We start from the raw sequence: 12,327 nt of genomic DNA, 5'->3' as shown, positions 1-12,327 counted from the left end.
CGGCTACGATGACCCGGTATCACTGGCTCGGGGCGCCCGTCGATGCGGATCCATGCCTCGTCGACCGAAAGAGGCGACCATGAAGAGACCGTCCATTGTCCCCGCCGCCATCGTGATGGTCGTCGGAGCACTGGCACTCGCCGTGGCCCTGATCCTGTCGTTCGTGCCGTTCAGCAGTGCGGGCACGGTCGAACCCACCGCCGCGTTCCGCGGCCAGAAGAGCCTCGACGAGGTGCTCTTCAAGATGGCGACGAGCCCCGCGGCCAAGTACACCGGCAAGGTCGCCTACAAGTACGAGGACGCCCGCGGCGAGGGCACGGTCGAGTTCAGCGACCTCATCGTGACGACGTCGAACACCGCCGAGGGCACGGTGTCGCTCGGATCCGAGCAGGGTGAGTACCGCCAGATCAGCAACAACCCCTTCATCAGCGCGCCCAACGCCCTGTGGAACGAGCTGCTCGTCGCCGACGAGAAGCTGAACCTCGACATGGCGCCGCTGGACAACAAGTGGGCGTCGACCCGCTTCACCAGCCTCCCGCGCTTCGGCACCATCCTCGGCCCGGACAACCTCGCCGGCGACATCGGCAACGTGGAATCCGATTCCGAACCGCAGCTCGGCGCCGAGCTCCCCACCCCGAACAAGGGCACGCCCGACGCCCGCCGGTGGCCGACGAGCGACCCGCCCATCGAGTTCATCGGCGACAACAAGGTGAAGATCGGCGGCTGGGAGGTCACCTTCGATCCGGAGACCAAGAACGTCACCAACGTCAAGGGTCAGTCCAAGCAGGGCTCGGCGACCTACGACATCGACACCTCGGTGAGCCTGCAGCCCGCCGACCAGGCCCAGAAGGTGTTCGCCAATCAGCGTGCCCTCGTCGGCGATCTGGTGTCGGCGCCGGCGCCGGGCCTGTGGGCCAAGCAACCGGTGGTCACCCCGCGACTGGTCGGCGAGTGCACCACCGTGGCCTGCGCCTACGACTTCTCCGTCTCCGGCATCCCGTGGGCCGACGACGTCACGGGTCACTTCAACTACGGCATGACCCTGAACTTCGCCGTCGGCGGCCGCCCCGCGGGCGCACTGGGCGGCGAGTGCAAGCCGGTCGTGCGCGTCGACTTCGGCCGCACCGCCACGACGCGATGCACCGCGACCAACCTGCCGGCGAACTCGTCGATCGGTCCGCGTTCGGCATACACCTACCTGGCGTTCCTCGACACCACCGAGGCCGACCTCAACAAACTCATCGACGACAACGAGAAGCAGACCAACACCGAGGTCGTCTACGTCCGCACCGGGAACAAGAGCCCCGAGCAGGCGCGCTACGGCGCCGGCATCACCGGTCTGCCCAGCTACTACGCGGTGAAGCGCGGTGAGTATCTCTTCGACGGCATCGGCACCGATGGCAACCTGCACGTCACCTTCGGTCCCGGTTACAAAGAGCACATCAGTGCCGGCAGCTTCGACCCGAGCTGGGAGGGGACCGCGGTCCTCAAGAAGCAGATCGGCGAGCAGGTGAAGGCCGCAGGGGACGTGAAGGTCGTCTACTTCGTCAACGAGCCGGAGACCGCGTCGGCGCTGCGTTCGCTGATCGACTCCGAGGGACAGACCGACAACGTCACCGCGTACTTCTACGAGTAGGTCAGCCGCCGGCGAAGCGCGCCTCGACCGCTTCGCCGACCCGGCCGGCGCCGGTGTGGAGTCGCAGCCCCGCGGTCACCGGACGCACCGAGATCGCGTCGCCGCCGCCGTCGAGGCGGACGTAGATCGAGCCGAGCCCCGACCGGACCGGTACGCGCACCGCCCGGCCGCCGTCGAGCTTCATCTCGATCTCGCCGTCGCGGGTGGCGCAATAACTGAGGGCGACCGTCCACGGCCAGCGGAACAGCGGGCCGTCGAGTTCCAGACGTGACGGTCCGGAGATCTCGGGCCGGGCGCAGCTGCCCTTTCCGGCGGTGACGAGCCGGCGTTGGGTCACCCCGCCGGGCACTGCGTTGCCCGCGGTGTCCAGGACGAGGAGGCGGTCGGTACTCGTGCCGAAGACCGGCCGCGGGTCGACTCGACCGAAGATGCGGCTGATCTGGTTGTCCGGGTAGACGACCGGCTGCAGGATCTCCAGCGGGACGGACTGATCCAGCAGCGTCGCGTCGGCGTTGTCGTGCAGGGTGGCGACCGCCGCGTCGAGGTAGTCGCCGGTCGGGTTGTCACGCCACGACGCCGAGAACGACACGAGCGAGACGAGCGCCGACACCATGGCCAGCGCACCGACAGCGGGCAGGAGGAGCACCGTCGGCGACGTCTCCTCGGCAGCGTGGCGGTCCGGCTGCGCATCGGTCGGCCGGGCATTCGTCGGCCGGACGCCGACCAGCAGCGCGATCGCGATGGCGAACACGAGCGCGGTGTCGGGGAGATACCGCATGTGCTGGGCGAGCTCGAGCGCGGTCTCCGGGCTCGACCGATTCCACATCACCGGAATCTGCGCAGCGACCGCGTACAGCGCCGCGAAGGCCACGATCGGCACCGCCCCGCGCGCCCGGGTCACCGCCCACCCGGCGACCGCGGCCAGGACCACCCAGCCGGCGACGATCATCCACGTCGCGGGGAACCCGGTGGGCGGGCTCGGCGTCCACCGGTCCCACTCCCACGGGCCACCGACCAGCGACGGCACGATGGCGTGGTTCACCGAACGCCACACCAGCCGGGCGGTCTGTTCGACCGAGTGGTTGCCCGCGGTCGGATCGGCGGTGACGAAGTACACGACGGTCCAGATCGCGGTGATCACCGCGAGCGACGCCCACAGCTCGCGGCCGGCGCGCAGGGTCGACGTCAGCGAGCGTCGCCCACTGCCGTTCGCCAGGACCGCGGCCACGAATGCGATCGGGAGGATGAACAGCGACTTCTCGAAGAAGGCCAGTGCGACCACGAAGACCACCGTCGACCGGATCCACACGGCGCGGCGTCGGGCCGGGTCGACGTCACCGCGTGCGAGTCCCACGGCGTCGGCGACGATCCAGGCCAGCGCCGCCTGCATCGGCAGGGTGTTGAGGCCCGCCGCCCACCACGCGAAGGCGGGCACCGTCATCGGACTGAACAGATAGAACGCCAGCGCCACCAGCGCGCCGGCCCGGGCCGCGGGCGCGATGACGCGGATCATCCGCCACACCGCGATCGACGCGATGGCCTGCAGCACGATCAGCGTCAGGGCCGGGGCCACCCAGTTGACCGGCGCCAGCCACGTGGCCACTCCGGACAGCAGGAAGGCCGCCGGCATGAAATGGCCGTCGTGACTGTGCCCGAGGTACTCCCAGGAGAGGATCGGGTTCGACGAGGCCCGGGCGATCAGCACCAGATCGTCCCAGTAGAAGTTCCCGGTCGCGACGAGCCACCCCCGGATGATCAGCTGTCCGGCGATCAGGGCCACCGCGATCATCGACATCATGCGCGCATTGAGCATGCGCTCCAGTCTCCATGTGGCGACCGCGAGCACATCGGGGGGTGTCGGGTCCGCTCGGGTACCTGCAGGTCGGATCGGTGCGACGTGGCAAAATCAGGCCGTGACCGATCGCAGCCCGAGCTCCGGATCCGACGAACCCCAGCAATCGACGGGGACGTCCTTCGAGAACACGATCGATCTCGAGAAGTACCAGCTCACCTCCGACGTCGATGACCTGCCGGACGACATCGACGAACTGCGTCTGGAGATCGACCGGCTCGACGCCGTCATCCTCGGTGCGGTCAAACGACGCTCGGCGGTCTCGAAGAAGATCGGCGCCGCGCGGATGGCGTCGGGCGGTCCGCGACTCGTGCACAGCCGCGAGGTGAAGGTCCTCGATCGTTTCGCCGATCTCGGCAAAGAAGGTCACACCCTCGCGATGCTCCTGCTCCGGCTCGGGCGGGGTCCGCTCGGACGCTGACCGCGATCGTGAAGTTGTGCCGACGGCTGTGACGAGCGTCGCGGTGGGGACGCCGAACACATAGGGTTGGGTGTCATGAGCACGCAGGCAACCGGGAGCGACTTCACCGGCACCGACCACGGCGACATCACCGCAACGCAGTCCTGGCAGGCTCTCGCCGCACACCAACCGCATGTGTACGCACTTCATCTGCGCGAGGTGTTCGCGCTCGATCCTGCGCGCGGCCGCGATCTGACCGTCGACGTCGGCGATCTCCACATCGACTACTCCAAGCATCGGGTGACGCGGGAGACACTCGAACTGCTGATGAGCCTGACCCGCGAGGTCGGACTCGAGGAGAGCCGCGACGACATGTTCGCCGGCGCGCACATCAACACCTCCGAGGACCGGGCCGTCCTGCACACCGCCCTTCGGCTCCCGGCCGACGCCACCCTGACCGTCGACGGGCAGGACGTGGTGGCCGACGTGCACGAGGTCCTCACCCGGATGGGCGAGTTCACCGACCGTCTTCGCAGCGGAGAGTGGAAGGGCCACACCGGAAAACGCATCACCGACGTCGTGAACATCGGCATCGGCGGGTCGGACCTGGGGCCGGTCATGGTGTACCAGGCTCTCCGCCACTACGTCGACGCCGGGATCCGCTGCCACTTCGTCTCCAACGTCGATCCGGCCGACATGGTCGGCACCCTCGACGGGCTCGACCCCGAGACCACGCTGTTCATCATCGCGTCGAAGACCTTCACCACCCTCGAGACGCTGACCAACGCCGCCGCCGCACGGAGCTGGCTGCTCGAGGCCCTCGATGCCGGGTCCGAGGCGGTGGCAAAGCATTTCGTCGCCGTGAGCACCAATGCCGACGAGGTGGCGAGGTTCGGGATCGACACCTCCCACATGTTCGGCTTCTGGGACTGGGTCGGCGGACGCTATTCCGTGGACTCGGCGATCGGACTGTCGGTGATGGCGGCGATCGGCAAGGAGCGTTTCGCCGAGTTCCTCGACGGCTTCCACATCGTCGACGAACACTTCCGCACCCAGCCGCTCGAGCAGAATGCGCCGGTCATCCTGGGCCTGATCGGCCTCTGGTACAACAACTTCTGGGACATCGACACCCGGGCGGTCCTCCCCTACAGCAACGACATGGCACGCTTCGCCGCCTACCTGCAGCAGCTCACCATGGAGTCCAACGGCAAGTCGGTGACCGCGAGCGGACACCACGTCACCACCGACACCGGCGAGATCTTCTGGGGCGAGCCGGGAACCAACGGCCAGCACGCGTTCTATCAGCTGCTGCATCAGGGCACGCGGATCGTGCCGGCCGACTTCATCGGCTTCGCCGAACCCACCGACGACCTGCCCGCCGGTCCCGACGGATCGGGTTCGATGCACGACCTGCTGATGAGCAACTACTTCGCGCAGACCAAGGTGCTCGCGTTCGGCAAGACGGCCGACGAGATCGCCGCGGAGGGCGTACCCGCACATGTGCTGGCGCACAAGGTGATGCCGGGCAACCGCCCCAGCACGTCGATCCTCGCTCCCCGACTGACCCCGTCGGTGATCGGCCAGCTGATCGCGCTGTACGAACACCAGGTGTTCGTCGAAGGTGTCATCTGGGGGATCAACCCCTTCGACCAGTGGGGCGTCGAACTCGGCAAGACCCAGGCGAAGGCACTCCTGGGCACCATCACCCAGGCCGATGCGCCCGCGAGCGACGACGATTCGTCGACGAACGAGCTGGTCGCGTGGTACCGCAGCCATCGGGGTCGAGCGGTCTGAGGTCGGAGCTCCCGCGAGCGCGTTCCCTTCCCGCAGTGCCGGTTCCTTCGCGCTGATCGGATCCGATCAGCGGATGGGAAACGGGATCGCGGGAAGCTAGCGTGGCGGGATGCTGCCACACCGGATTCGACGCCCCGCAGCCGGATTCGCGGTCGTCACACTGGCTCTCGTGGGCGTCACCGGTTGCACCCCCGACGATCCCGTCGATCGCGCGCCGGGCACGTCGATGTCCGCTCCCGCGGCGGTGAAGGTCGTGACGGCCGGTCCCAGCCGGAACATCGAGCCGGTGGCCCGTCGTTTTCCGCTGCTCACCGACGGCATCGTCGACTGCTGGGCAGCGGGAACCCTCGGGTCCGCCCCCGGGTCCTCCGAGCGGGTACCCGGTCCCACCGCCTACTGGTTCGACGCCGTCGTCGACGTCGGGCCCGAGCGCGCAACCGCCTGGGCCGATGAGTATCACGCGGAACCGGTGGCCGCGCCCGACCGGGTGGCCGCCGAACTGCGCGGCTTCGTCCCGGTCGGCGAGTTCGTCGGCGGGCAGCACCTGGACGACGCGTTCTCGTCGGGTGACTGGCGGGCGACGGTGTACCTGTCGCCGTCGACGGGCCGCGTGGTCGTGCTCGGCATCGACGACTGACCTGCGTAAGGTGACGGTCTGTGGCGAACAAGCAGGGACAGAGCGTGGCGTCGGGCGCATTTCAGATGTTGGGGAGCCGTCGTCGTGACCAGGTCAGCGAGTTGCTGGGAGACATCTTCGGCCGGACCGACATCGAGGCGCTGGCCTCGGACTGGCGTGGGGTCGTCTACTTCACGCTCGCCGAGGACGAATCCATCGACGCCGAGACGGTGCTCGGATTCGACGCGTCCAGCGGATCTTCGGGTGAGTTGGCAACCATCGACGACGTGCTCGCAGCCGTCCGCACGGGCGAGGTCGCCGAAGCCGTCGACGTCGCGAGCTTCGATGCCTGGCGGACCGCCACCGGCACACGCTCGCTCGACATGGGCGCCTGCGTACCGCCGGCCCTCTACGAGTTCCTCGGTGGCGATCCCGCCGAAAGATCCGTCGAATCCGAGGATCTCGTGACCTTCGTGGCCACCGCCGCCGCGATCATGGGCCGGCTCGAGAAGCTCGGCGTCGAACCCGGTGACGAGATCCCCGACGAGGTGTTCGACGAGGACTACTGGAAGTAGCCGCTCCGCCTCAGACCATCCGTCGACTGATCGACGCCGGCAGGTACTTGAGCGCCGCGGCGATCGGCGTCCACGGCCACGCGGGTACCGGGCCCAGTTCTTCTCGGCCTCGATCGCCGCGACCATGGCGTCGACGCCCTTGTCGGTGTCGACCATCAGCGAGGTCTTCACGCCACGGTTGATGTCGGTCTCGATGTAGCCGGGCGCCACGACCGACACCCTGATCGGTGAGCCCGCGAACTCGGCCTGCAGTCCCTGCCCCAGCGCGGTCAGACCGGCCTTCGACGCCGAGTACGCCGCCTGCGCCTTGGGCATGCCCCGGACCCCGGAGATCGAGCTGACCAGGACGAGGTGGCCGGCGTTCTGCTCGCGGAAGATCTCCAGCGCGGCCTCGGCCTGCGCGAGCGCGCCGACGAGATTGGTCTGTACGGTCTCGAGGTTGGCCGCCGCCTTACCCGTGCCGATCGGCGCCCCCTTGCCGAGCCCGGCGTTCACGATGACGCGATCGAGGCCGCCGAGTTCGCCGGCCAGCGCGCGGAAGGCGACCGGCACCGCGTCGAGGTCGGTGACGTCGAGTCGGGCGATCGCGACCTGTGCCGCCGAGGGTCGCAGTTCGGCGGCCAGCGCCTCGAGTTTGTCGAGGCGTCGCGCGGCGAGTGCCAGCGAACGCCCCTGGGCGGCGAATCTGCGGGCCATGCCCTCGCCGAGTCCCGAACTCGCACCCGTGATGAGGATCTTCTGCCGTGTCGTCGCGGTCATGGACCCGAACCTACCGGCACCACCGCCGGCTACGCGGACCTGGAGGTGAGTCGCAGGGCGCGGATGACCTGATCGGCTGGAACGGTCGCCCACGGCGATACGGGTTCCCGCCGTGCCGCACGCCTTCACCGCAACCCCGAGCCCGCACAGCATCCGGCCGACCGACACGCCCTCCGCACCGGGGAAGAAGACGAAGTTGGCGTGGCTGGGCAGCACCCGGAAGCCCATGTGCGCGAGCATGTCCACCATCCGGTCCCGCTCCCCCCCTCATCGACCGGACTCGTTGCGCCAGCTCGAGTTCCGCGTCGAGCGCGACCGGGACGGCCGCCATCGCGGCCCGGCCGACGGCGAAGGGCACCTCGTGTGCGCGCAGGTCGGTGATCAGTTCGGTGGGGCCGATTCCGTACCCGACGCGGAGTGCGGCCAGACCGTACGCCTTGGAGAAGGTCCGCAGCACCACTACGCGGGGGTTCCGGATCAGCCGATGCAGGTCCGGCGTGGTCTCGCCGAACTCCACATACGCCTCGTCGACGATGGTGATCACGTGCGGCGGCACCGCTCCGAGGAACCGGTTGAGGTCGCCCGCGTCCACCACCGAGCCCGTCGGGTTGTGCGGCGAGCAGATCACGACCACCACCGTCTCCGGGGTGATCGCCGCGAGCAGGCGATCGAGGTCGACTGCGCCGTCGTCGGCGAGGTCGACTGCGTCGAAGCGCATCCCGACCATCCGCGCGAGGATCGGATAGCCGTCGAAGGTGGGCGTCGAGGTGAGCAGCGCCGGCGTGGCGACGCCGGCCTCTGCCGCCTGGCGGGCCGCGCACTGCAAGGCTGCCAGGGCGACTCCGGCCGCCCCCGCGCCCACGGTGACCCGCTCGGGTACGACACCGAGGTGGCAGGCGATCTGTCCGCGCGTGCGATCGGGCAGGAAGTCGGGGTACCGATGGGTGTCGACGATCTCGTTCTGCAGCGCCGCCGCGACCGAGGTCAGCGGCGGGTAGGCCGATTCGTTGAGGTCCAGTCGGATGCGTGGCCAGGACGCGCCGCCGGCGAGCGGCGGACTCATGGCCGTCCTCCCCATCTCAGCGCGGCGGCCGCGGAGAAGTCGCCGGCGTGCGCGAACGCAGCCATCATCACGATGTCGCCCTCGCCGATGCGACCGTCGGAGATGGCGGCGTCAAGCGTGACCGGGATGGCCACGGCGAACAGGTTGCCGCATTCGTCGAACGTGTCCGGGTGATGGCTGTCCGACAGTTCGAGCGCCTCACGCCAATTGCGCAGGATGATCCGGCTGGGTTGATTGGTGACGAACCAGTCGAGATCCGACGGCGAGATGCCGATCTCGTCGGCCACCTCGATGGCGACTTCGGGCACCATCCGGTTGCCCCGGGCGAGCACCTTCGCGATCTTGGAGGGTGAACCCGATGTGCACCTGGCCCGGTCCGGCCTCCCAGTACTTGCGGGGCGGGTCGGAGACCCCGGTCATGTCGCCGGAGTACTGCCCGAACGAGTGACAACGCAGGCCGAGGACCGGGCTCGCATCCACGTCGTCGACGGTCAGCACGGCCACCGCCGCACCGTCTCCCGGGATGGCGGCCTGCGCCTTGCCGCGGACCTGTTCCTGGGCGAACACCTGACCTGCACTGTTCTGCGCCAACCCGAGCAACGCCTTGCGGCCTCCGCCGGCCCGCAGCAACGCCGCGGCGACATCGATCATGTGGATGAACGCCGCACAACCGCCGTTGTGTACATCGAGGACAGTCGAAGGTCTCATGCCGAGACGGTGGGCCACCTCCCCTCCGCAACCGCGCACGGGCACCTCGGGCAGCTGACTGTGGGTGAGGACCACGTCGACGTCGTCGAGGAAATCGTCGCCGTGCCGCTCGAACAGCTCACGCGTGGCCGAGATCATCATGTCTGCCGACGTCTCCCCCTCGGCAGCATGATGACGGAATGCCGGTGCGCGGAACATCACGTTGTCCGCCAGGGTGTCGTCCTCGGCGAACTGCGCGTAATACGCTGCGGGAACGACCTTCTCGGGAAGGTAGGTGGCGAGGTCGATGAGGCTGACGGGGTTCGATGTCATGATCGCATCCATTCTGGGGTGAGCGGGAGGCCGTTGCGGTGCCGGTATTCGGCGATGGCGGTGAGGTTGTCGAGTTCGATCTGATGGCCGGGGGCGAAGGTGTCCCAGAAGTCCCCCACCCACACCGGCCGTTCGGGCGGAGCGGTCTCCGGGAAGGGGTTCTCGTCGTAGAACGGGTGATGGCAATTCACCCACAGGACAACGGAACCGGGCTTGTCGAAGACCACCTGGGCGTCGACGACCGCATCAGGTAGATCATCCAGAGGTGACGGCCCTGGTCCCACGCGCAGTGATAGTCGACGGTCATCGACTCGGGCGAGGCGACCGTGCGGACGTAGATTGCGGTGTCGGCTCCCAACCGGTCCTGCGCGACCCACAATCCCGGCTCCTCGGTCTCGGTGAATCCGCGGAGGCTGTAGCTCCATTCTCCAGCGGCCGGGTGTGTGCGAGCCAGTCGAACACCTCGCGGGGCGGGGCGTCGACGTAGCCCTGCACCGGGCAGAACTCACCGTAGATCTGGTCGTGGGGATACACCGACCGCAGCTTGTCGAGCACGAGCGGGGTCGCGACCGGCCGCGGATGGGTTTCGATGCGGACGAGACCGGCGAGGGTCGCGGCATCCTCGCCGAGGTCGGAGAGGGCGGGTTGTAGCACTGTCATGACTGTCCTTTCGGGATGAGCGGGGCGAACGGGGGTATCTCGTCGGGATCGACGTCGACGACGAGACAGTTCGGACCGGATTGCGACAGCAGCTCGGTGGCTGCCGCGCGTACAGATGCGGCGTCGGATGCGCGGGCGACGACCAGCCCGTCGAACATGGCGGCCAATCCGCCGGCCAGGTCACTGGGTTGAAACCTGTTGACACTGGGCGTGTTCGGGAAGAAGAGTCATTCCCGGCTGATTCACATCGCGTGTGCGTTGTTGTTGAGCAGGACGAGGGTGACCGGCGCGGAGTGTTCGACGGCGGTGTGGATCTCCATGCCGTGCATGAAGAATGCGCCGTCTCCCGCGATCACCACGGTTCGTTTCGGCTTCTCGCAGGCGGCCGAGTCGATGGCGTTGCCGATCCCGGCCGCGATCGCGTATCCCATGCCGCCCATGCCCAGCGCCACCACGAATCTGCCGTGGCCGCACGGGAGGTGGTGGATCGCGGCGGCGCCGGCATTGCCGGCGTCGGCGAACACGGGGGTGTCCGGCGGCAACGCACGCCCGATCTCCTCGACCGCGGTGCGCATGTCCAGGCCCGCTCGGCCGGGCGGCACGATCAGGTGGGTCACGGAGACCGCTTCGCGCGGGCGATCGTGGCCGAGTCGTCGCCGGACCCCACCGGCCAGTCGCGAGATCGCGGCGGCGAGGTCGGTACACGGCACATGGTCGACGTCGCCGGGCATCCGCGGCGGTTCGGCGCCGAGGTGGATCAACCGGAGTCGTCCGAGTGCCTCGTCGAGTCCGGCGCGATCGGTCATCGTCATGCGACACCCGAGCACGAGGCACGCGTCCGCATCGGCGATGGCCCGATGCGCCGACGGATGTCCCATCACACCGGTGACGCCCGCGAAACCGTCGGCGTCCCTGAGGAGGTCACGGCCGCCGGGAGCCGCGACGACCACCGCACCGAGCGCGTCGGCGAGAGCTTCGACCGGTCGACCGGCCTTCGCGCGGGAGGCCTCGTCACCCACCCAGATGAGCAGCCGGGCATCGGATTCCGCGAGAGCGCACAGTTCGTCGGCGACGGCGAACAGCGTCGGCCCCGGTACGCCGATTCCGTGCTGCACCCACTCCCCGGGATGCAGTTGCCGCAGTTCGGGGCCCGGCGCGGACTGGACGTCCTTGGGCAGCAGGACAGCGGCCGGCAGACCTCGGTGAAGGGTGGCGAAGGCCGTGGCGAGCGCAGCGGGCACCTCGTCGGCGTGCCCGACGACCGAACACGAACCCGTGACGGCCGACAGGACTCCGGCGATGTCGACGGTGTCCGGCGGCGCGAGCATGTCCTGGAAGGCCCGCGGCCGACCAGCGTCGACGGCGCGGTACCGATCAGTGCGAGCACCGGGACCCGGCTGTCGTACGCCTCGGCGAGCGCTGGGACGACGTTCATCGCGCCACCACCCGAGGTGGTCATGACGACGCCGGGCCGGCCGCTCATCCGAGCGGTGCCGTCGGCCATCGCACCGGCGGCGAACTCGTGTTTGGCGACGACCGCCGTCATCCCCGGCGCACGCGTCGCCGCGTCGTAGAGGTCTTCGATGTTGGCTCCGTGCACACCGAACCCGAGGGTCATTGACGCCGAGATCAGTTGTTCCACAATGTATTCGGCAACCGTCTGAGTCGCGACGCGCACGTTGCCGGTGGCGGTTGCCCGGTGCCTGAGGTCTGCGGTCAAGGTCATGGGAACAACTCTGCGTCGCCGAACCTGAAGAACCGCTGAAGCAGTACACCGTTCGAACACTGTCGGAGCGGACGCATGACGACCTAGGCTGAGTGATCAGCAGGTGTCGTCTCGGTAGGCACCGGCGAGGAGTCGCGATGTCCGGTTTTCCACGCATGCCTCCGGTCGCCCCGCGCTCCCCCGGCCCCCCGCTCTTCTACGCCGGAGTCAGGGAGTCCGCATCCGG

General features: G+C 68.6%; 6 protein-coding genes and 5 pseudogenes. 5 read left to right on the top strand and 6 right to left on the bottom strand.

All coding sequences use genetic code 11. The features are described 5' to 3' along the window. Positions 1-79 precede the first annotated feature (79 nt). On the top strand, positions 80-1,636 hold the full coding sequence (locus GAA2_RS06290) for a hypothetical protein (RefSeq protein WP_006436128.1): 1,557 nt from the start codon (positions 80-82) through the stop codon (positions 1,634-1,636). Between the two features lies 1 nt (position 1,637). On the opposite strand, the gene GAA2_RS06285 is transcribed toward GAA2_RS06290, so the two are convergent. Next, on the bottom strand, positions 1,638-3,449 hold the full coding sequence (locus GAA2_RS06285) for a hypothetical protein (protein WP_040004701.1): 1,812 nt from the start codon (positions 3,447-3,449) through the stop codon (positions 1,638-1,640). A 100-nt stretch (positions 3,450-3,549) separates the two neighbouring features. On the opposite strand from GAA2_RS06285, the gene GAA2_RS06280 reads away from it, so the two are divergent. The 4 genes from GAA2_RS06280 (at position 3,550) to GAA2_RS06265 (ending at position 6,873) form a co-directional block, all read left to right on the top strand. Then, complete coding sequence (locus GAA2_RS06280; RefSeq protein WP_006436126.1) at positions 3,550-3,909, top strand: chorismate mutase; 360 nt, start codon at positions 3,550-3,552, stop codon at positions 3,907-3,909. Positions 3,910-3,984: 75 nt separating this feature from the next. Next, positions 3,985-5,682 carry a glucose-6-phosphate isomerase gene (gene pgi / locus GAA2_RS06275; protein ID WP_006436125.1) on the top strand — a complete coding sequence of 566 codons (1,698 nt, stop codon included), beginning with the start codon at positions 3,985-3,987 and terminating at the stop codon, positions 5,680-5,682. 109 nt (positions 5,683-5,791) lie between these two features. Then, positions 5,792-6,319 carry a hypothetical protein gene (locus GAA2_RS06270; protein ID WP_040004700.1) on the top strand — a complete coding sequence of 176 codons (528 nt, stop codon included), beginning with the start codon at positions 5,792-5,794 and terminating at the stop codon, positions 6,317-6,319. Between the two features lie 20 nt (positions 6,320-6,339). Then, entirely contained in the window at positions 6,340-6,873 is a 534-nt protein-coding gene (locus tag GAA2_RS06265; protein WP_040004699.1) for a hypothetical protein, read from the top strand. Between the two features lie 10 nt (positions 6,874-6,883). On the opposite strand, the pseudogene GAA2_RS06260 reads toward GAA2_RS06265, so the two are convergent. The 5 pseudogenes from GAA2_RS06260 to GAA2_RS23430 all read right to left on the bottom strand — a co-directional run bounded on the left by GAA2_RS06260 (position 6,884) and on the right by GAA2_RS23430 (position 12,101). Further along, positions 6,884-7,632 (bottom strand): annotated as a pseudogene (locus tag GAA2_RS06260) (SDR family oxidoreductase). 29 nt (positions 7,633-7,661) lie between these two features. Beyond that, positions 7,662-8,695 (bottom strand): annotated as a pseudogene (locus GAA2_RS06255) (pyridoxal phosphate-dependent aminotransferase). Further along, positions 8,692-9,715 (bottom strand): annotated as a pseudogene (locus GAA2_RS06250) (3-oxoacyl-ACP synthase III family protein). Before GAA2_RS06250 ends, GAA2_RS06255 begins: the two co-directional pseudogenes overlap by 4 nt. Continuing rightward, positions 9,712-10,375 (bottom strand): annotated as a pseudogene (locus tag GAA2_RS06245) (SRPBCC family protein). The pseudogenes GAA2_RS06250 and GAA2_RS06245 overlap by 4 nt, the downstream one beginning before the upstream one ends. Next, positions 10,372-12,101: pseudogene (locus GAA2_RS23430) on the bottom strand (thiamine pyrophosphate-binding protein). The pseudogenes GAA2_RS06245 and GAA2_RS23430 overlap by 4 nt, the downstream one beginning before the upstream one ends. Positions 12,102-12,327 lie beyond the last annotated feature (226 nt).

This window comes from Gordonia ajococcus, assembly GCF_012974285.1.
GTDB lineage: Bacteria > Actinomycetota > Actinomycetes > Mycobacteriales > Mycobacteriaceae > Gordonia > Gordonia amicalis.
Note: the sequence above shows the minus strand (reverse complement) of the source record. Positions and strands in the feature narration are given on the sequence as shown.

Excerpts from the sequence above, each read along its gene's own strand:
- GAA2_RS06290 (WP_006436128.1), top strand. The coding sequence starts at position 80 with ATGAAGAGACCGTCCATTGTCCCCGCCGCCATCGTGATGGTCGTCGGA.
- GAA2_RS06285 (WP_040004701.1), bottom strand. The coding sequence starts at position 3,449 with ATGCTCAATGCGCGCATGATGTCGATGATCGCGGTGGCCCTGATCGCC.
- pgi (WP_006436125.1), top strand. The coding sequence starts at position 3,985 with ATGAGCACGCAGGCAACCGGGAGCGACTTCACCGGCACCGACCACGGC.
- GAA2_RS06270 (WP_040004700.1), top strand. The coding sequence starts at position 5,792 with ATGCTGCCACACCGGATTCGACGCCCCGCAGCCGGATTCGCGGTCGTC.